This window comes from Deefgea rivuli DSM 18356 (assembly GCF_000620145.1).
Taxonomy (GTDB): domain Bacteria; phylum Pseudomonadota; class Gammaproteobacteria; order Burkholderiales; family Chitinibacteraceae; genus Deefgea; species Deefgea rivuli.
Map to the genome: position 1 here is coordinate 149949 of NZ_KK211081.1, position 21121 is coordinate 171069.

The 21121-nt window shown below is 48.3% G+C and carries 20 protein-coding genes; 12 read left to right on the forward strand and 8 right to left on the reverse strand.

Annotated elements, in window-relative coordinates; translation table 11 throughout:
• The first annotated feature begins 8 nt into the window (after positions 1–8).
• From Q320_RS0110640 to Q320_RS0110670, 7 genes are all read left to right on the forward strand, one after another.
• Positions 9–761, forward strand: a complete 753-nt coding sequence (locus Q320_RS0110640; protein ID WP_281174242.1) for a Nif3-like dinuclear metal center hexameric protein — start codon at positions 9–11, stop codon at positions 759–761.
• On the forward strand, positions 758–1243 hold the full coding sequence (locus tag Q320_RS0110645; RefSeq protein ID WP_027468990.1) for a hypothetical protein: 486 nt from the start codon (positions 758–760) through the stop codon (positions 1241–1243). Before Q320_RS0110640 ends, Q320_RS0110645 begins: the two co-directional genes overlap by 4 nt.
• A 114-nt stretch (positions 1244–1357) precedes the next feature.
• A complete protein-coding gene (petA, locus tag Q320_RS0110650; RefSeq protein ID WP_027468991.1) occupies positions 1358–1942 on the forward strand; it encodes a ubiquinol-cytochrome c reductase iron-sulfur subunit in 585 nt (194 codons plus the stop codon).
• A gap of 11 nt (positions 1943–1953) precedes the next feature.
• Positions 1954–3228: a cytochrome b gene (locus Q320_RS19480; RefSeq protein ID WP_084282580.1), complete on the forward strand. Its 1275-nt coding sequence runs from the start codon at positions 1954–1956 to the stop codon at positions 3226–3228.
• Positions 3229–3241: 13 nt separating this feature from the next.
• Complete coding sequence (locus Q320_RS0110660; protein WP_027468992.1) at positions 3242–4000, forward strand: cytochrome c1; 759 nt, start codon at positions 3242–3244, stop codon at positions 3998–4000.
• A gap of 151 nt (positions 4001–4151) precedes the next feature.
• The gene (locus tag Q320_RS0110665) at positions 4152–4757 is read left to right on the forward strand and encodes a glutathione S-transferase N-terminal domain-containing protein (RefSeq protein WP_027468993.1); all 606 of its coding nucleotides are present in this window, start codon (positions 4152–4154) and stop codon (positions 4755–4757) included.
• 74 nt (positions 4758–4831) lie between these two features.
• Positions 4832–5263 (forward strand): ClpXP protease specificity-enhancing factor, encoded by a 432-nt coding sequence (locus Q320_RS0110670; protein WP_027468994.1) that lies wholly within the window; start codon positions 4832–4834, stop codon positions 5261–5263.
• A gap of 61 nt (positions 5264–5324) precedes the next feature.
• Here the strand turns inward: Q320_RS0110670 and Q320_RS0110675 are convergent, their stop codons facing one another.
• The 5 genes from Q320_RS0110675 to purM form a co-directional block, all read right to left on the reverse strand.
• On the reverse strand, positions 5325–6641 hold the full coding sequence (locus tag Q320_RS0110675) for an RsmB/NOP family class I SAM-dependent RNA methyltransferase (protein ID WP_027468995.1): 1317 nt from the start codon (positions 6639–6641) through the stop codon (positions 5325–5327).
• Between the two features lie 2 nt (positions 6642–6643).
• Positions 6644–7387, reverse strand: a complete 744-nt coding sequence (locus tag Q320_RS0110680; protein WP_027468996.1) for a DUF3108 domain-containing protein — start codon at positions 7385–7387, stop codon at positions 6644–6646.
• Positions 7388–8581, reverse strand: coding sequence for a DUF3108 domain-containing protein (locus tag Q320_RS0110685; RefSeq protein ID WP_027468997.1), 1194 nt, complete (start codon positions 8579–8581; stop codon positions 7388–7390). It lies immediately after the preceding gene.
• A complete protein-coding gene (purN, locus tag Q320_RS19485) occupies positions 8582–9283 on the reverse strand; it encodes a phosphoribosylglycinamide formyltransferase (RefSeq protein WP_084282582.1) in 702 nt (233 codons plus the stop codon).
• 262 nt (positions 9284–9545) lie between these two features.
• Positions 9546–10583, reverse strand: a complete 1038-nt coding sequence (gene purM, locus Q320_RS0110695; RefSeq protein ID WP_027468998.1) for a phosphoribosylformylglycinamidine cyclo-ligase — start codon at positions 10581–10583, stop codon at positions 9546–9548.
• Between the two features lie 446 nt (positions 10584–11029).
• On the opposite strand from purM, the gene hda reads away from it, so the two are divergent.
• The gene (hda, locus tag Q320_RS0110700; RefSeq protein ID WP_027468999.1) at positions 11030–11695 is read left to right on the forward strand and encodes a DnaA regulatory inactivator Hda; all 666 of its coding nucleotides are present in this window, start codon (positions 11030–11032) and stop codon (positions 11693–11695) included.
• A 156-nt stretch (positions 11696–11851) separates the two neighbouring features.
• On the opposite strand, the gene Q320_RS20825 is transcribed toward hda, so the two are convergent.
• Together Q320_RS20825 and Q320_RS20830 are read right to left on the reverse strand one after the other, a co-directional pair.
• Positions 11852–12466, reverse strand: coding sequence for a type II secretion system protein (locus Q320_RS20825; RefSeq protein WP_051534661.1), 615 nt, complete (start codon positions 12464–12466; stop codon positions 11852–11854).
• 58 nt (positions 12467–12524) lie between these two features.
• Entirely contained in the window at positions 12525–13133 is a 609-nt protein-coding gene (locus Q320_RS20830; protein ID WP_051534662.1) for a type II secretion system protein, read from the reverse strand.
• 169 nt (positions 13134–13302) lie between these two features.
• Between Q320_RS20830 and leuS the strand changes: the two genes are divergently transcribed.
• The 4 genes from leuS to rng all read left to right on the forward strand — a co-directional run bounded on the left by leuS (position 13303) and on the right by rng (position 19114).
• Positions 13303–15942, forward strand: coding sequence for a leucine--tRNA ligase (gene leuS / locus Q320_RS0110715; RefSeq protein ID WP_027469000.1), 2640 nt, complete (start codon positions 13303–13305; stop codon positions 15940–15942).
• Positions 15943–16007: 65 nt separating this feature from the next.
• A complete protein-coding gene (locus Q320_RS0110720) occupies positions 16008–16526 on the forward strand; it encodes an LPS-assembly lipoprotein LptE (RefSeq protein ID WP_027469001.1) in 519 nt (172 codons plus the stop codon).
• A gap of 1 nt (position 16527) precedes the next feature.
• The gene (gene holA, locus Q320_RS0110725; protein WP_027469002.1) at positions 16528–17535 is read left to right on the forward strand and encodes a DNA polymerase III subunit delta; all 1008 of its coding nucleotides are present in this window, start codon (positions 16528–16530) and stop codon (positions 17533–17535) included.
• Between the two features lie 127 nt (positions 17536–17662).
• Complete coding sequence (gene rng, locus Q320_RS0110730; protein ID WP_027469003.1) at positions 17663–19114, forward strand: ribonuclease G; 1452 nt, start codon at positions 17663–17665, stop codon at positions 19112–19114.
• Positions 19115–19160: 46 nt separating this feature from the next.
• On the opposite strand, the gene Q320_RS0110735 is transcribed toward rng, so the two are convergent.
• Positions 19161–21056, reverse strand: coding sequence for a polysaccharide biosynthesis protein (locus Q320_RS0110735; RefSeq protein WP_373277224.1), 1896 nt, complete (start codon positions 21054–21056; stop codon positions 19161–19163).
• Positions 21057–21121: the final 65 nt, after the last annotated feature.

Here is a 21121-nt window from a genome sequence, read left to right on the forward strand (position 1 = left end):
GATCTCTTATGCCAATACAACGTCAAGAATTAGAAATTTACCTCGCCCAGCTTTTATCTACTGCGCGATTTAAGGATTATGCACCAAACGGCTTGCAAGTCGAAGGGCGCAGCGAGATTCAACACATTGTCACCGGTGTAACTGCTTCTTTAGCGCTCATTGAAGCGGCCATCGAACTCAAAGCCGATGCGCTGCTAGTTCACCATGGTTTTTTCTGGAAGAACGAGAATTCTTGCATTGTGCGCACCAAAAAGCAGCGTATTGCCGCCCTACTTGCTGCTGATTTAAATCTATTTGGCTACCACCTCCCCTTAGACGCGCATGAAGAGTTGGGCAACAATGCACAGCTAGGCAAAAAACTAGGACTGATGGCCAGTGGACGTTGTGGTGAACAAGATTTGGTTTGGCTGGGTGAATTACCCGTACCCATGTCATTTGATACTTTTTCGCGACACATTGGTATTGCACTCAATCGTAAGCCCTTAGCGATTGGAGCAGCAGAGCAAATGATTCGCAATGTGGCATGGTGTACAGGCGGCGCGCAAAGCTATTTTCATGAAGTAGCGAACTTGGACGTCGATTGCTTTATCACCGGCGAAGCCTCTGAATTTGTGACTCACCTGGCCAATGAAAGCGGCGTGAGTTTTATCGCGGCTGGCCATCACGCCACCGAGCGCTACGGCATTGCAGCGCTAGGACAGCATCTTGCCAATGAATTTAATTTACAACACACGCATCTTGACTTGGATAATCCAGTATGAATAAAGATCTACCAACCGGCTTTATCCGCAATGCAATCACAGCCCTTGCTGCCGTGATTGCTTGCACACTCAGCGCTTGCGGCAGCGCGCCAACTGCACCGGCGAATAAGCCTAGCGCAACGCCATCCGCTACCAGCACTGAGAATCAAGCCGCGCCTAGCATCATTATTAAATCGCGCAGTAGTAAAGTCATTACTGAAGACATCATTACTTACCGCACCAGCAAAGGCATGCAAATTCGCAGCAAAGGCAATTTACGCCTCGAATTCATGATGCCGATAGCCAATACCACGGTGCCCACTGAAGCACGGATGCAGTATGTTTTGAATCAAACTGAGCAAGGCTGGCGCGTAACTGCGCGTGTATTCCAAATCACCCATCCAGGCAGAAAAAACGAAAAAGTGCAGGAAATCACCTCAGCAGTCAGCGACAAACTAGTCGAAGAACTCGCTGGCTACGCGAAAATTTCGACAAAACGCTGACTTTTTTCCAAATTGCGGCTTCAGACGAATGAAGCAGCTTTAAGTTCCGACGCTCTTTCAGGTAGAATTTCATACTTCGAAGAATATTACGTTCAGTCAATCAGGGATTGGGTTATGAGTGACCAACAAGTAGACAATAGTAAACGGCGATTTTTGTTAATCGCCACCAGTGCAGCCGGTGGCGCTGCAGTGGCAGGGATCGCGACGCCGTTTATCGCCAGCTTTTTCCCGTCCGAGCGTGCGAAAGCCGCCGGTGCTTCAGTTGAAGTGGATATTAGTAAGCTAGAACCAGGCCAAAAAATTACGATCGAATGGCGTGGTAAACCAGTTTGGGTGGTTAAGCGTACGCCAGAAATGTTGGCGCTGTTGGCCAAAAATGACCCCAAACTGGCTGATCCGACCTCAAGCGTCGATCATCAACCTGAATATGCTAAAAATCCAACTCGCTCTATTAAACCGGAGATTTGGATTGCAGTGGGCGTCTGTACGCATTTGGGCTGTTCGCCAACCTTCCGTCCAGATCTGGCACCTGCTGATTTAGGTCCAGAATGGGTCGGTGGTTTCTACTGCCCATGTCATGGTTCTAAGTTCGATTTAGCGGGTCGTGTGTTTGCAGGCGTTCCTGCACCGACCAACTTGATTATCCCAGAACACAAATACCTATCCGACAGTTTGTTGTTGGTTGGTGAAGATAAATAAAGGGAGCGAACATGAGCAAACTAGAACAAGTTCCTGAAAAAGTCCTCGGCTGGGTTGATGAGCGTTTTCCACTCACCTCAACTTGGAAAGCCCACGTTTCTGAATACTACGCCCCAAAGAACTTTAACTTTTGGTACTTCTTTGGCTCGTTAGCCATGATGGTCTTGGTCATTCAAATTGTGACCGGCATTTTCCTAACGATGAATTACAAACCGGATGGCAACTTAATTCCGGGCACAAACATCTCTGTCGCTTTTGCATCCGTTGAATACATCATGCGGGATGTGGCTGGCGGCTGGGTGATTCGTTATATGCACTCAACGGGCGCATCGATGTTCTTCGTCGTTGTCTACCTGCATATGTTCCGTGGCCTGATTTATGGTTCATACCAAAAACCACGTGAATTAATCTGGATTTTCGGCACGATGATTTTCTTGTGCCTGATGGCTGAAGCTTTCTTGGGCTACTTACTGCCTTGGGGTCAAATGTCATTCTGGGGTGCACAAGTTATTGTGAACTTGTTTGCATCGATTCCTGTGATTGGTCCTGATCTATCAGAGCTGATCCGTGGTGACTTCGTCGTTTCTGATGCGACCTTGAACCGCTTCTTTGCTTTGCATGTGATCGCTGTACCACTAGTGCTCTTGGCACTGGTTGTGGCTCACTTAGTGGCATTGCATGAAGTCGGCTCAAACAATCCAGACGGGATTGAGATCAAAAAGCTGAAAGATCCGAAAACTGGTATTCCACTCGATGGCATTCCATTCCACCCTTACTACACCGTAAAAGACATCTTTGGTGTTTCAGTGTTCTTGGTGGTGTTTACATCGATCATGTTCTTCTTGCCTGAGATGGGCGGCTACTTCCTAGAGCATCCGAACTTTGATCCTGCTGACGCACTAAAAACACCAGCGCATATTGCGCCAGTTTGGTACTTCACACCGTTCTACGCCATTTTGCGTGCAGTACCATCCTTCTTTGGTATGCAAGTATGGGGCGTATTGGCAATGGGTGCAGCAACCTTAATTATCGGTGCATTGCCTTGGCTTGACCGCTCGCCAGTAAAATCAGTCCGCTATCGTGGGCCAATTTACAAAACAGCGCTGACCTTATTTGTTATTTCCTTTTTTGGCCTTGGCTATTTAGGAACTCAAGCCCCGACCGATATTGGTACATTCTTATCACGAGTGTTGTCCATTATTTACTTCCTATTCTTCTTATTGATGCCTTGGTATACCAAAATCGATAAAACGAAACCGGTTCCTGACCGCGTAACGATGAAGTAATGGGGAGAAATATATGAAAAATTTGATTAATTCATTGTTATTTGCGCTGTTAGCCAGCGTAGCGGTCGGCAGCTATGCAGCTGGTGGCAACATCCATTTAGACAAAGCGCCAATCGATTTGCGTAACGCCGAAAGCCTACAACGCGGTGCGCAAACTTTTGTTAACTACTGTCTATCGTGCCACGGTGCGGTGGCAATGCGTTATAACCGCTTGCAAGACATTGGTTTAACCGAAGCGCAAATCAAAGACAATTTGATGTTTACCACCGATAAAGTGGGCAACCCAATGAAAGTTGCGATGGATGCCAAAGAAGCGAAAGCTTGGTTTGGTGCTACACCGCCGGACTTGTCTTTGATTGCCCGCTCACGCGGTGCCGATTGGATGTATACCTATCTGCGTACGTTCTACCGTGATGACACCCGCCCGACTGGCTGGAATAATCTGGTGTTCGATAAAGTCGGTATGCCGCACGTACTTTGGCAGTTACAAGGCGAGCAAATCCTTGAAACTAAAAAAGAAGGCGAGCATGAAGTGCATACGCTGAAATTGGTAAAACCCGGTCTGTTGACGCGTGGCACTGAGGCTGGCGGCTTTGACAACAAAGAGTTCGATCAACGCGTTGGCGACTTGGTGAATTACATGACGTATATGTCTGAGCCAGCTCAAGTGAAACGTGAGCAAATCGGCTATGCCGTGGTCTTGTTCCTACTCTTCATTTTGGTACCACTCACCTACTTGCTGAAAAAAGAATATTGGAAAGATATTCATTAATCAGCAACTATCAAAAAAAGGGCGGTTCTCCGCCCTTTTTTATTTCCGCTTTTCCTTTTAACTACAAACACTTATCAGACTATCGCTAGATATTGCACTGCAAAAATAGTAAAATCCCATTCATTCTAAAAAGTCGATAGGTATATCCATCATGATGAAATTATATTCTGGCACGTCGTGCCCATTTAGCCATCGCTGCCGTATTGTGCTATTTGAAAAAGGAATGGATTTCGAGATCCTCGACGTGGATATTCACAGCAAGCCAGAAGACCTTGCCATCATGAATCCTTACAATGAAGTTCCAGTTCTCGTTGAACGCGAATTGCAATTGTATGAATCAAACATCATCAATGAATACATTGATGAGCGCTTCCCGCACCCACAATTGATGCCAGCCGATCCAGTGATGCGCGCTCGTGCTCGCTTGATGCTGTTCAATTTAGAACGTGAATTGTTCATCCACGTGAAAACACTGGAAGACAGTAGCTCAACGAAAAAAGCGCTTGAAATCGCGCGTATTACGATTCGCGACAATCTAACGCAAATTGCACCGCTATTTACCAAACAAAAATTCATTTTAGGTGAAGAGTTTTCTATGCTGGATGTAGCGATTGCACCTTTGCTATGGCGCTTTGAACACTACGGCATCGAAGTCACTAAAGGTCTTGCGCCAGTTATGAAATATGCCGAACGTCTTTTCAGCCGTGAAGCCTTCATTGACTCACTGACTGCCAATGAAAAAGCAATGCGTAAGTAATTAAGTGAGGCGCGAGGGTAAAGCATCAATCAACACACTTTATCCCTCGCACCTAACACCTCGCGGAGAATTCTATGCAAACCGTATCGACCAAGCCTTATTTATTACGCGCCATTCATGAATGGTGTTCAGACCAAGGATTTACGCCTTATTTGGTCGTTGCTGTACGCGGTAAAATGCAAGTGCCGATGGAATATGTGAAAAACAATGAAATTGTGCTGAATATCAGTTACAGCGCTTGTCGTAATCTGAGCTTAGCCAATGATTTCATTACGTTTTCCGCTCGCTTTAATGGCGTATCGCGCGACATTGTCATTCCAGTTGGCGCGGTGATTTCAATTTTCTCGCGTGAAAATGGCGAAGGCATGGGCTTTGAGTATGAAGATACATTTGCTGATGCCGATGGCGCACCAGAAAGCTCACCAGAATCTCAAGCGGATGGCGAGGAACCGAAAGATCCACCGCCACGCCCAACAGGCAAACCGACATTACGCGTTGTGAAGTAAAACGACCCAATAAAAAAGACCCGCTACATCAGCGGGTCTTTTCATTTCTACGGCTAGTAACTTATTCTGCGGCGATGGATTCATCCACAGCGGCAGCAGCAGGCACCGAACGCTCCAGCACGGCAGCAAAGAAAGCATCAGTTTGATGTTTATGTGGCGTCAATTGCAGGTATTCACCTGTCAACTCAATTTCAACACGCTCTTTTTTCAAGATTTCACGCGCATCGAGCAATTTAAACTCAGGGTGTGTTGCTAAAAACGCATCCACAATCGCTTCATTTTCACTGCTCAAGAAACTACACGTTGCATAAACTAAACGACCGCCTTGCTTCACCATCCGCGATGCCGAATTCAAAATCGCGATTTGCTTCGCATTCAATTCCAACACGCTTTGCGGTGTTTGACGTGCTTTCAGATCTGGATTACGGCGCAATGTGCCCATACCTGAGCATGGTGCATCGACCAAAACAACATCCATTTTGCCCGCTAAGCGCTTGATTTTTTGATCTGATTCGCTTGAAATCAATTGCGGATGCACATTCGACAGGCCTGAACGCGCCAGACGCGGTTTCAAATTGCTCAGACGTTTTTCCGAAATATCAAACGCATACAAACGACCTGAGTTTTGCATCATTGCGCCGAGCAATAATGTTTTGCCGCCAGCACCCGCACAAAAGTCGGCGACCATTTGGCCACGACGTGCGCCGCACAACAGGCCGAGCAATTGGCTACCTTCGTCTTGCACTTCAACGCGGCCTTCCAAAAAGGCTTTGTATTTATTGATCGCAGGCTTGCCTTCGACGCGTAGACCCCACGGTGAAAATGGCGTCAGCGTCGTATTAATATCACCAGCCGCTTTCAATTCAGCTGCCACTGCTTCACGCTTGGCTTTAATGCCGTTCACACGAATATCCAATGGTGCGGCTTGCAACATCGATTGACCCAACTCAAGAATTTCTTCTTCAGTTTTGCCATCCGCCAGCAAAGCATCTACCGCCCACTGGGGTAATGCCGCACGAACGTTAAGTGGTGCATCACGCAGCGCCATACCCTTCATACCCGCGGCACGTTCTTTATCATTATCACCAAACACGGCTGGCAATTCACGCAGGTTTAAATGTTTAATCCGCGTAAAAAACGCCAACAACAAATCACGCGTGCTTGGCAATTTACTACCCACTTCGCCGCCCGCCAACCAATCGAGTTGTGGCAAATGGCGCAACACGCCAAATACAGTTTCAGCCACGACAGCGCGATCTTTTGGACCTAAGTTTTTGTTCTCGCGAAAATGGCGCGACACCACGGCATCGGCTGGTGCAGTAAAACTCAGCGCGGAATTGAGCACATCCAAAGTAGCGGAAAGTTGAATAGGGGTCATGTTTACTCTCTTGTTTTTGTTGCAGTTCTTGTTTCAATATTCGGATTTGGGCGATTTAAAACGGTTTTACCATCAATACTGATTTCATTGGCAGATACATCAAACACACCGTCTTTACCCAAAGTAAAAATCATACGCACAGGGACGTAATACCAGCGCGGAGCAAGCCAATATTCAACTTGCCTATCATCCCACGAAGCAGTCACGACCACTGCATCAATTTCTTGTTCTCCCAGTTTGAGTTTTCTTGGCGCTTGCCAAACAAACTCAACATCGGGATAACGCTTACGCCCATTAAATAGCGATAGTTTCTTGCCCTGTACTGGCTGCAATGCAAACTGCAAAGCAGCCGATAATAAATCTTGATCGCCTAAAGCAATCGGCTCAGTCTGCGCCGAATCTGGCGCGCCGACATTCGCCAGCCCCGTTGCCCAATCAAACTGGGCGACATTTCTTGGCGTTTCCACACCATTGCGATACTCAGCAAATCGCTCAGGCACAACGATCTGCTTTTCAATCCGTCCTTCGCTTAACCAAAGCATTTTTTTACCCAAGGGCTGTGTTGCTAAGCGCAGTGAGTAATGTTCTGGCGCCAAATCCCACGTCAGCTTGGCAGTAAAAATGCTCAAATAATATGAAATTTCAACTTTTTTCGGATAGGCTGCGATGGGCGTCTTCGGCTGCTTAGGCGCTGCAAACAGCAGACCCGAAATAAGGCACAACACGATTCCCAATTTATATTTCATTTAAGGCCTACGGTGTTGTTGATCACGTGGAGCAACCCATTCAAGCACTTTGCGCCCATCCAATGTCACCGACTTAGCGGTAATTTCATAACTACCGTCTTTACCTAAGTTCACGCTCATTTTAATGGGTAGATTATTCCATTGTGGCGCCAACCAGAAATCAACCTGTCGATCTCCCCATTTAGCGCGCATTAATACGGCATCGACTTTTTCTTGCCCCAAGGTCAATGTGGCTTCACCTTTTAGCTCAAAAACCACATCGGGATAACGTTTTTTCCCGCTAAACAAAGACATGGCATAAGTCGGATGCTTGCTGCCCATCAGCGCCAAATGCAACGCGGCCGACAATAAATCTTGATCGCCCGGCTCGATGCTTTCCGTTTTTTTATCATTGGGTGGCCCCACTATGGCCGTGTCACTATCCCAATTAAACACCACTTCATTTTTCGGCGGCTTATCGACACCAGGGCTTAGATCGGCGAAACGCAAAGGCTTCACACCATTACGCGCATTAATCTCACCTTCACTGACAAAATCAACCTTCTTGCCCGCCGGACTGGCTTTCAGCTGCATTTCATACTGATTATTTTCAATTTTCCACGTAATCCGCGCATCAAATACCGCGTAGTAATAGCCGATTTCAACGACTTTTGGAAAGCGCTTGCTCGCCTCCGTATCGATTTGCGTCGCAATCCGTGCTTTAACCGCTGATGCACTCGACGCTTGAACTGCCACAGCCTGCGCCGCACTAGAACTGGTACTGATGCGACTCAAAGCGGCCGCTGCTTCCATTTCAGCGGTCACGCTGCGACTTGGTTCTGGCGTTGCCGCGATTTGCAGTTGCGCATTTTCCTCAGGTGCTACGCGCTCTTGCACAGACTTCACCGCACTCGCTTCAGTATTGGGTTTTAGCGCCAATTTCTTTGGTACAGCTTTAGGTCGAACTACTTTCGGCTGCACTGCTTGTAAAAAAACCACCTGTTTTTCAGCCGGTTTTACATTTACTAGCTCTGCGGGCGTCTCTTCTTCATCCAAACTTTGTTCGGCTAATTTGCGGTCAGTTTTTTTTAATTCGGTTTGTGCAAACTCCGGCTGCGTCAGCCACGCATAAATCGGCTCAGCCAGCAACGCGATCAAATGCACCAAAATCGATGCAATCAACGCAAACCAAATAAACCAACGCAAGTATTTCACTTAAGCACTCGGTGCTGATAATAAGACATTTACACTCGGTGCTTGTGATGAGCCAAGTTCACTCGGCGCTTGTAAAAATCCATCTGCACAAGCTGGCGCAGTAACGCGCACTTGCTTGCCGACCACGGCTAATTGCCCAGCCACAAACCATTGCACCACTTTCGGATACAGCTGATGCTCTTGCGCCAAAATCCGCTGCGCCAAACTGTCCGCCGTATCGTCCAACATCACCGGCACGGCGGCTTGCGCAATAATCGGGCCGCTATCGAGTTCCGCCGTGACAAAATGCACCGTGCAACCCGCCAACTTCACGCCTTCATCAATCGCGCGCTGATGCGTATTCACGCCGATAAAAGCCGGCAACAGCGATGGATGCACATTGATTAAGCGATTCACATAATGATTCACAAACTCAGCAGTCAAAATCCGCATAAAACCCGCCAGCACGACTAAATCCGGCGCAAAGCCATCGATCAACTCTGCCAAAGCCGCATCAAACGCTTCACGACCCGCAAATTGCTTGTGATCGAGCACCGCCGTGGCAATCTCGCGCTCAGCCGCCCACGTTAAACCCGCTGCATCAGGGCGATTAGAAATCACCGCCGCAATCTGTGCGCCAGCGGCTTTCTCATTCAAAAACGCGTTCACAATCGCCTGCATATTGCTGCCACGACCCGAAATCAAAATTACAATATTTTTCATTTTAAAAACAAAAGAGTGACGTATATGAATGCAGGCATTTTATAGTAATGCTTGCATTCATATACCTACTCAAAACCTTGATCATCCTAAACCTACAATAAAAAAAGCGAGACCGTACAGGCCTCGCCTCGAACCCTCTCGCGACGCGAAAGTGCCAAGCGCCGATCAGAGCGGGAAGCACGGAACACAGGAACCGGAGTGTACGGTTGTACATGAGGATTCCGAGTACCGCGCGACTCGCTATCAGCGGATGCTTCGCACTTTACGCAACTTGAGTTTGGTGCTCATCGCCTACGCGCGCGCGAACTGTACCGAGTTGATACACCGTTTCACCTTCCGCTTCGAGCAAGGCCGTTGCAGCAGCAGCGTCAGTAGCCGACATAATCACGACCATACCCACGCCACAGTTAAAGGTTTTGTACATTTCTTGCGGTGCAACATTGCCTTGCTCTTGCAACCATTGGAACAATTTTGGCATCGTCCAGCTGCTGGCATCGATTTGTGCAACCACATTGTCTGGTAATACGCGTGGCACGTTTTCTGTGATACCGCCGCCAGTAATGTGCGCCATGCCTTTGACGGTCATTTCAGCCATCAGTTTCAAAAGCGGTTTTACATAAATGCGCGTTGGTGCCATTACCACGTCGCCCAAGCTCTTGCCGCCATCAAATTCAGCCGCGTAATCGGCATCAGCCAGATGCAAAATCTTACGAATCAGCGAGTAACCATTTGAGTGCGCGCCGTTAGAAGCCAAGCCCAAAACCACGTCGCCAGCGGCAATTGTCGTGCCGTCGATGATTTTGCTTTTTTCAACAACGCCAACGGCAAAACCCGCCAAATCGTACTCGCCAACGGGATACATGCCCGGCATTTCAGCGGTTTCGCCGCCCGTTAAGGCGCAACCCGCTTGCTCGCAACCTGCGGCAATGCCTTTAATCACTTCAGTCGCACTATCCACATCCAATTTGCCGCAAGCGAAATAATCTAGGAAAAATAGTGGCTCAGCGCCTTGTACCAAAATATCGTTGACGCTCATGCCGACCAAATCGATACCGACTGTGTCGTGGCGATTCAATTCAAAAGCGAGTTTCAATTTAGTGCCGACACCATCAGTGCCCGATACCAAAACTGGCTCTTTAAATTTTTTGCTGATTTCAACCAGCGCGCCAAAGCCGCCAATGCCGCCAAGAACTTCAGGTCGCATCGTGCGTTTAGCAAACGGTTTAATGTTTTCAACGAGCTGGTCACCAGCGTCGATATCAACACCGGCATCGCGGTAACTCAGACTTTGTTTTGACATGGGATAAGGCCTCGTACTTAGGTGAACAGCGCGCAGAATGCAGTTTCAAACCGCAGCAAGCGCGACCCTCGCGGGCGCTTGCCACTGTCAAAACCCACTCTGAGTGCGTTAGAATAGGTAGTCATACAGCGAATGCCCGCATTTTATAGCAAAAATGGCACTTCGCCTGCCCCAATCGTCACCAAGATTGCGATTTATTCCGTAGTCAGTTATGTACAAAAGTTTTCCCGCTTGGCACACAGCCGCAAACCGTACACATCGTACGCTGAGCCAAAGCCAGAATGCGGGGGAAGTTTATCTTTGTAATTAGAAATCTAAGTACGAGTGCACACGTTTTATGGCAAGGCGTCGATGCCGCAGGCAGTACACGAAGTACGACAAGGCGAGACAACAATGCAAGAAAACTTTTGCCTAAGCACTTATTGTTTGACACAAGGCCGACCTGAATGAACCAGCTGGTACTGGATCTACTGCTACCACAACCCAAAAGCTTTGATGATTTTGTGCGCGGTGAAAATGCCGAATTGCTGTTTCAGCTCAGCCTGTGGGCCAGCGGCGATACATCGGTGCGGGCGCTGTATTTATGGGGCGAAGCAGGCGCAGGCAAAAGCTATCTACTGGCCGCAGCGCAAGAACGCTTGGCTGCGCAAGGTCAGGTCATTCTGATTAATGCTTTAAACGATATGCTGCCGCAAGAGCTTGCCTCTGACGCCGCGCTGATTGTCGACAATGTCGCCAGCCTCGATGCCGAGCAGCAAATTGTGCTGTTCGATCATTACAATACATTGCGCGAAGGTAGTGGGCGGATTTTGGTCAGCGGTCACTTGCCGCCGATGCTATTGCCACTGCGCGACGATTTAACAACGCGCTTGGGCTGGGGATTGATCTATCAATTGAAAACTTTGTCGGATTCTGACAAAGCGGCTGCGCTACAACGTTACGCTCGCCGCCTAGGGTTCGAACTCAACGAAGAACTCGTCGAATACCTAATGCGCCACGCCGAGCGCGACCTGCCCAATCTGTATCAACAAATTGCCAGCATCAACGCACTCTCTTTAAGCAAACAGCGCCCTGTGACGCTGTCTTTGCTGCGTGAAGCACTCAAAGCATGATGGGTATATTGACATAGCCATTATTTAATAATTACTAGATCAATATACCCACAAAAAAACCGTTTAGCAAAATCAAAGCACATTGCGCAATATCAGGCACACAAAATAAAGCCGACACGAAGTCGGCTTTAAAATTAACAGTATTGGATTCAATATTTACGGCAAAACACGCATCACCACATTCACTTGCCCCGTCAATGACCAGCAATCAGTTGCTGGTGTATAGATTGTTATACTATCGGCATCCCGTATCACCCCAGATCCAGAAGCGCCGTCATCTATTTGCCGATCCAACGCACAAACCAGACGTGGATCTGCTTGTGCACCACCCGGCAAATCAAGCCAGCTCCCAGCAACTGGGCGACCTGCGCCAACAAAACTTGGATTTCCCGCGCCAGTGCTATTCCAAATATTCCAGTCCTGCCCAAACATACTACGCCGCTCTGCACTCGTTAGAATATTGGTTCGATCAATCAAGGCAACCCAAAATGCAGTGGCCTCGTTACCATTTTCAATCAAACCGTTTCTTGCGCCAGGACAAATTGCCGTGCCAGCAAGAGGCTGGCCAGCTGCGCAACCATCGCCGGGATAACTGCCATATTTTTCGTAAAAAATATTAATCCCTGCGATGACTTTGTTGTGCTGTGCGGCCAAATTCTTCACCTTGGCACCATCGATCAAATCTTTACCTTTAAAAGCCATCCCCAAGATTAGACCGATGATGACCAACACAATCGCCAATTCAACCAAAGTAAAGCCGCGCTGTCGCATTATATTTTTTCCTCAATAATAAATGCCCCGGTCAAGGGGCATTCATTTGCGCTACAAGTTAAGGTAAAACGCGAACCCCCACAGTCACCTGCCCAGTTTGTGCCCAACAATCTGTCGCTGCGGTATAAACCAAGCCAGTACTACGCACAATTCCCGTAGTGTTCACTCCGTCGTCCATCAAACGGTCCAAAGCACAAACAAAGCGAACATCAGCAGCCGCCTGCGGCACTCCTGCCGCATTAGTTAATGACATAAAATTAGTTCCTGTAGCAACTAACGTCACGTCAGCAGATGGTGTAATTGCCCACGGTTGTCCAAATACACTTTGGATATCAGCGTTCGTGAGGATATTAGTATTTAACAAAAGGTTAATTGCTGATTGCGTTTCAAACGCATTTCCTAGTATCCCGTCGCGATTACCAGCTGGGCAAGTCGTACCGCCCCCAAGCGCGACTACAGCAGCTATACAACCATCCCCAGGATATGCACCATATTTCTCGTAATAAATATTAAATCCAGCCACAATCTTATTGTATTGCGCCTGCATATTTTTTACTTTAGCGCCGTCAATCAAGTCCTTACCCTTAAACGCCATCCCTAAAATCAAACCAATAATCACTAGCACAATCGCTAGCTCGACCAAGGTAAAACCACGCTGTTGCTTCATATTTTCATCCCTTGTAAAAATCTCATTTGAACTGCTGTCATGAAAACATAGGCAATAAATTCTACCGATGCCAATTCATCGTCAAAAAAAGACAAATGCTGTGCATTCTGCCGCTCAGCGGTAGCTCAGGTATAATCGACGTTTCGATATTTTGACCCTGCCGCCAACCATGCAAGAACAATACTCACCGATTGAAGTCGAAGCCGCCGCCCAACAGCACTGGGAAGACGCGCGCGCGTTTGAAGTGACTGAAGATGAGAGCCGTCCGAAGTATTACGCCTGCTCAATGCTGCCTTATCCATCGGGCAAATTGCATATGGGCCACGTGCGTAATTACACGATCAATGACATGTTGGCGCGCCATCTGCGGATGAAGGGTTTTAATGTGCTAATGCCTATGGGTTGGGATGCATTTGGTTTGCCAGCCGAAAATGCAGCGATTGCCTACAACAAATCGCCAGCCGAATGGACTTACGCCAATATCGCCGATATGAAATCGCAAATGAAACCGCTGGGTTTGTCATTTGACTGGTCGCGCGAAATCGCCACCTGCGATCCTGAATACTATAAGTGGAACCAATGGTTCTTCTTGAAAATGCTAGAAAAAGGCGTTGCCTACAAAAAAACCCAAGTTGTGAACTGGGATCCAGTTGATCAAACTGTGTTGGCGAATGAACAAGTCGTTGACGGGCGCGGCTGGCGCTCGGGCGCTTTGGTTGAAAAGCGCGAAATTCCTGGCTACTACTTTGGCATCACACAATACGCCGAAGAACTCCTCGGCGACATCGAGCAGCTGACCGGTTGGCCTGATATGGTGCGCGCAATGCAGCGCAATTGGATTGGTAAATCAGAAGGCGTGCGTTTTGCCTTCTCACACAACATCACGCACGACATCAAAGATGGCGGCGGCCTAGTGCAAGACGGCAAACTGTATGTTTTCACTACGCGCGCCGACACGATTATGGGCGTGACATTCTGTGCAGTGGCTGCTGAGCATCCACTTGCAACACGTGCAGCTCAATTAAATCCTGAATTACTACCCTTTATTGAAGAATGCAAACAAGGCGGCGTTTCCGAGGCCGAAATCGCTAGCCAAGAAAAACTCGGCAAAGCCACGGGTCTGTTCGTCACTCACCCGCTCACTGGCGAACAAGTTGAAGTCTGGATTGGCAATTACGTGCTGATGGGCTACGGCGACGGCGCAGTGATGGCCGTGCCAGCGCACGACGAGCGCGACTTTGGCTTCGCACAAAAATACAATCTCCCCATCAAACAAGTCATCGCCATTGAAGGCGTCACGTTCAGCACAGACGCATGGCTTGAAGCCTACGGCGACAAATCACGCGGCGTGACGATCAACTCCGGCAAATACGACGGTCTGAGCTTCAAAGCCGCCGTTGATGCAGTAGCCGCTGATTTGGCCGCTATCGAGGCTGGCGAGAAAAAAACCACCTGGCGTTTGCGCGACTGGGGTATTAGCCGCCAACGCTATTGGGGCACGCCGATTCCTATCATCCATTGCCCATGCTGCGGCGATGTGCCAGTACCTTACGATCAACTGCCTGTTGTATTGCCAACGGACTGCATTCCCGATGGTTCGGGCAATCCGCTGAAAAATCGCGCCGATTTCCTCAATGTTGACTGCCCGAAATGTGGCGCTGCTGCGCAACGCGAAACCGACACGATGGATACCTTCGTCGATTCAAGCTGGTATTTCATGCGCTATTGCGACCCGAAAAACACGGAAGCAATGGTCGCAGACGGCACGAAATACTGGATGAATTCTGGCATGGATCAGTACATCGGCGGCATTGAGCACGCGGTACTGCATTTGCTGTACGCCCGCTTCTGGACCAAGGCGATGCGCGATGAAGGTTTAATCAATTTCGACGAGCCATTCAAAAACTTATTTACGCAAGGCATGTTACTGCGTGATTGCTATTACCGTGATCCCGCAGCTGGCGAAAGTGCTCAAGCAAAACGACGCTGGTTCTACCCCAATGAAGTTGAAGTACAGCACGACGAAAAAGGCCGTCCGATTTCAGCGATTTACAAAGAAGATGGCCTGCCCGTTGTGATGGGCGGCATCGAAAAAATGTCGAAGTCAAAAAATAACGTCGTTGAACCGAAAGACATTATCGAGAAATTCGGTGCCGATACGGCGCGTTTGTTCACGATGTTTGCTGGCCCACCCGAGCAAAGCGCAGCATGGAGCGACTCTGGCGTTGAAGGTGCGTATCGTTACCTACGCCGTCTATGGGGGTATAGCGTTAAACACGCGGATGCAATTAAGTCAGCTAGCGATACCCTAAATGGCATTGAGTTGAACAAAGAAGACAAAGCACTGCGTTTTGAAATCCACAGCACGCTCAAGCAAATCAATAACGACTACGAACGTCTGCAATACAACACCATCGTGTCCGGCGTGATGAAAATGCTCAATGCACTCGATGCCTATAACGGTAGCAACGCAGCCGTGATGCGTGAATGCTTTGGGATTTTACTGCGCGCCATTTACCCTGCCGCGCCGCATATCGCGCACACCTTGTGGCTGCAACTAGGCTACGCCGGTGAAGTGGCGCACGCTGCCTGGCCAGAACCAGCGACGGATGCATTGACGCAAGACGAAATCAAGCTGATGGTGCAAGTGAACGGCAAAGTACGTGGTGAGATCTATGTTGCCAAAGACGCGAGCAAAGAAAGCATCGAAGCGGCGGCACTCGCCGATGAAAGCGTCAAAAAGCATGTTGAAGGCACACCGAAGAAGATTATCGTTGTTCCAGGAAAATTGGTGAGTATTGTCGTCTAAGCAATATGTAGCAATGATGCCAAGGCAATACCCTTGGCATCTTTTTTAATTTGATTGGAACCGCCATGCCATTACGTTTGAAAACCTTATTCCTTCTTGGGCTCTGCCTTAGCCTGATGGCGTGCGGCTTTCACTTGCGCGGGCAAGGGGCTAACTCACAACTGATATTCAAAACAGTCCAAGTTACCGGCGGTGGCGCTGCAGCACAAGAATTACGTAAAGCGCTGGTATTACAGCCAGGTGTGCAGCTAGTCGACAAAGCAGGCGAAGCGCAAATTAATATCATCCGCGAAGGCTCGGACAAACAAATTCTCAGCGTGAATAGCGCTGGCCAAGTGGTGCAATATCGCGTCTTCTACCGCGTTCATTTTAATGCCACCGCGCATGGTGAAACCCTACTGGAAGACTCAACTATTTCTTTAAGCCGCACCTTACAATGGGATGAAAACGTGTTGCTCGCCAATGAAAATGAAGAAGGCAAACTGATTAGCGAAATGCAGCGCGACTCTTCACAGCAAATCATTCGCCGCGTAAACGCAGCTGCACGGCAACGTGCAGCATCAGTTCCGGCAACTGCACCTTAATATGCGTACTGAAGATCTGGCTGCGAGCGTGCAACGTAAACTCGCACCACTCTACATTATTCATGGCGATGAAACTTTACTTAGCCTTGAAGCGGTACAAACGCTACGCGATACCGCGCGCCAGCAAGGCTATTCTGAGCGCGAAGTTTTAACGGTCGAGAATGCAGCGCATTTTCAGTGGAGTCAGCTCACCTCGCAAGGGCAGTCTCTGTCCTTATTCGCTGAGCTGCGCATTTTGGAATTACGTATTCCGAATGGCAAGCCGGGAACCGAAGGGGGTAAAGCGCTAGAAGCTTTTGCTGGTAAGCTCCCTAGCGATACACTCTCGATTATTACCTTGCCCAAGCTGGATAAAGCAGCGCTCAATAGCAAATGGATGACCGCACTCGCCAAAGCGGGTGAAGTGATTGAAGCGAAAACCATCGAACGCAGTGCCCTGCCGCAATGGATTAGCAAACGCCTTGCTACACAGCAGCAAAGCTTAAGCCCTGATGCGATGGAATGGTTGGTCGATCGAGTTGAAGGTAATTTACTCGCGGCATTACAAGAAATTCAAAAACTAGCACTGCTACACCCTGCAGGCAAACTCAGCTTAAATGACCTCGAAGCAGCCGTCGCCAATGTCGCTCGCTACGATGTGTTTCAATTGGGCGAAGCGCTACTGATCGGCGATGCCGAACGGCTCTGCCATATGCTGGCAGGCCTCAAGGCGGAAGGCGAATCAGCGGTGCTGGTGCTTTGGGCACTGACTGAAGAAACACGGAATCTATTTCGCTTTGCGCAAGGCCGCTCTCGCAATATCGCCAGCGCTCAGCTCATCAAAGATTTACGCCTGTGGGGCAATAAGCAACGCCTGATTGAACCTGCCGCCAGCCGCTTAAACCGCCGTCAAATTACGCAAGCACTTGCCAGTGCAGCGCGGATTGATGGCCTGATTAAAGGCATTGGTACGGGCGACGTTTGGAATGAACTGACCGCAATGGCACTCTCGCTGAGCACTCAATGCTAAGCCAAAAATTCTCCAGCATCGTTACCTCGCCTTGCCGTACGATTTGTAATGTCTACGGCTCGGTGCCTTGCTGGAAAGTTTTTGGACTGCTACTTACTCCACCCCCAACTCGACCTGCAAAGTGGCTATGAAAGAACAAATCCTCGTCAATATCACCCCGCAAGAAACCCGTGTTGCCACCATTGATGAGGGGGTTGTGCATGACATTCATATCGAACGCGCCGCCCACCGTGGTTTGGTCGGGAATATTTACTTGGGCATGGTGAAGCGAGTTTTACCAGGAATGCAAAGCGCTTTTATCGAGATTGGTCTTGAGCGCGCCGCCTTTTTGCATATTGCCGATGTGATTGAACAACGCCAAAACCCAAGCGAAGTCCAGCGCATTGAACGCCTGCTGCACGAAGGCCAAGCGGTAATGGTGCAAGTCATTAAAGACCCCATCGGCACCAAAGGCGCACGACTTTCAACGCAAATCAGTATCGCAGGTCGTTTTTTGGTGTTCTTACCGCAAGACAATCACATCGGCATTTCGCAGCGTATCGGCGACGATAGTGAGCGTGATCGTCTACGCCAACGCATGGAAGCTTTACTGCCAGAAACACACCTCGGCTATATCGTCCGCACCAGTGCCGATCATGCATCAGATGATGAATTGCGTGCCGATATTGAATACCTCAGTTTGATCTGGGCAGATATCAAAAAAAGCTCCATCACCCTACCCGCCAAATCGTTACTCTTTCAAGATTTATCACTGCAGTTACGCGCACTACGCGACATGGTCACCACCGAAACCGACAGCGTTTGGGTCGATAGCCGCGAAAACTTTGCCAAGATGACTGAATTTGCGGGGCGATTTGTATCGGACGTATTACCAAGAATTCAGCTGTATTCGGGTGAGCGTCCGCTGTTTGAATTGCACGGTGTTGAAGCAGAAATCGAACGTGCCATGAGTCGCCGCGTGAATCTGAAATTTGGTGGCTATCTCATCATCGACCAAACCGAAGCGATGACGACCGTCGATGTGAACACTGGCGGCTTTGTCGGTACGCGCTCTTTTGACGATACGATTTTCAAAACCAATCTCGAAGCGACGCAAGTCATCGCACGACAACTGCGCCTGCGCAATTTGGGCGGCATTATCATCGTCGATTTTATCGATATGGATAATGAAGAACACAAAACAGCTGTATTGAACGAACTTAAGAAAGCACTAGAAAAAGATCGCACCAAAATCACAGTATCAAATTTCACCAGCCTCGGTTTGGTCGAAATCACGCGCAAACGTACGCGCGAATCACTCGCCCATGTGCTGTGCGAGCCTTGCCCAACCTGCCAAGGACGCGGTGAAATCAAAACGGCACAAACAATTTGCTATGAAATTCTACGAGAAATTTTGCGGGAAGCGCGGCAATTTAATGCCAAAGAATATCGAATCTTAGCCGCCCAATCGGTCATCGATATGTTCCTCGACGAAGAATCTGCCAACTTGGCGCAGCTGGCCGATTTCATCAAAAAACCGATTTATCTACAGGTAGAAACGGCGTATACGCAGGAACAGTTTGATGTGGTACTGGTATAGAGTATTACCATCTAGCCATTATTTAATAATGGCTAGAGCAATATACCTATGAAAAATCATGTAAGTGATCACGCACATCGTGATCTGGTTTAAATCCAGCCACACAGCGCTGCAAAACTTCGATTACATATTTTGAATCATTGTTGACACAGGCAATGCTCAAGTCGGCAATCATTTGCTCCAACTCATCCAACGTTAAGCACTGCTCATTGGCCTTCATAATGCGCGGATGTTCAGTGCCACTGACATTGTCGCCAATCAGCAGCTCTTCATACAGCTTCTCACCCGGGCGTAAACCCGAATACACAATCGCAATATCACCATTCGGATTGGTGTCATCGCGTAAGGTGTAGCCACTGAGATGGATCATTCGGCGCGCGAGATCAACAATCCGTACTGGTTGACCCATATCCAGCACGAATACTTCGCCATTACCGCCCATCGCACCAGCCTGAATCACCAATTGCGACGCTTCTGGAATTGTCATGAAAAAACGATTGATTTCTGGGTGAGTCACTTTAACTGGGCCACCCTCAGCAATTTGCTTACGGAACAAAGGTACGACTGAACCACTTGACCCCAAAACATTACCGAACCTAACCATGCTAAAACGTGTTTTTACACTTGGGTCAAGCGCATACGCCTGCAAGGCCAACTCCGCCATGCGCTTGCTTGCACCCATAATATTGGTCGGACGTACGGCCTTATCGGTTGAAATTAATACAAAAAATTCAACGCCCGCATCAATCGCAGCAGCAGCAGCGGCGCGAGTACCAAAGGCATTATTTAAAATCCCTTCGGTAATATTGTATTCAACCAAAGGAACATGCTTATAAGCAGCCGCGTGATACACCGTTTGCACGCCATAGCGCTGCATAATTGCCGATAAGCGCAAACCATTTTGCACCGAGCCCAATACAGGATGCAGCTCAATACTCAGCGCATGTTCACGAATAAATTGGCTTAATTCTTGCTCAATTGAATAAAGCGCAAATTCGGATAATTCATACAAGACTAAATGCGTAGGTTGATTTTTAACAATTTGCCGACATAACTCAGAGCCAATCGAACCGCCAGCGCCCGTCACCATCACTGACTTGCCCTTAATATTTCGCGCCAATAGTTCTTGATTTGGCGGCACAGGCTCGCGGCCCAATAACTCGTCCACCCCCACTTCACGTGCATCGGCCAAACGTACTTCACCACTCACTAATTCCGCCATTCCCGGCAAAATCCGTACTTCAACCGCCAAAGGTTCTAGCTGATTCACAATATCAATTTGCCGCGAGCGTGGCGCAGAAGGAATGGCCAAAAGAACTTGATCTACTTTTTTTAATTCAATCCATTGCAACATTTGGCTGTTACTAATAACTTTCAATCCACCAATCTGTAAACCTTGCTGCTGAGCAGAATCATCTACATAGCCAACAGGTTCGTATTCTTGCCCCGTGCGAAGTGCCACCGCCAATTGCCGCCCTGCACTGCCAGCACCATAAATCAATACGGTTTTCCTGATTTTTGAAAGCGGTGCTAATTTACGCAAAATAGAGCGCGCACCAAAACGGCTAGCGATAATAATCGCCATTGCCAGTAACCAAAAAATAACTAAAGAACCGCGAGGAATCCCGCTAATTTGAAACAACTGAATCGCAGCAATAAATCCCAAAAGCGCTAAACTCACTGCAGTTGCAATCGTTAAAACAGCCTTGTCTTCGATATAGCGAATCACTGCACGATACAAGCCAAAACGGATAAAAATGGGCGTTGCAATAAATGATGGCAATAAAAAAACCCACCAGGAAAAGTGAACAGGATAGCTCCAATCATCTAAACGCAAAGCAATTGCAGCCCATAAAGCCAGCGGCAACAAAATAAAATCCAAAGCCAAAATGAGCAAGCTTTTTGTCGTACGTGGCAAAGCAATTGCTTTATCTAACATAATTTAACCTATCTCTCTATAGCAAATACTATTTTAACCTAAGCTAGATTAAAAATTACCACCCATGC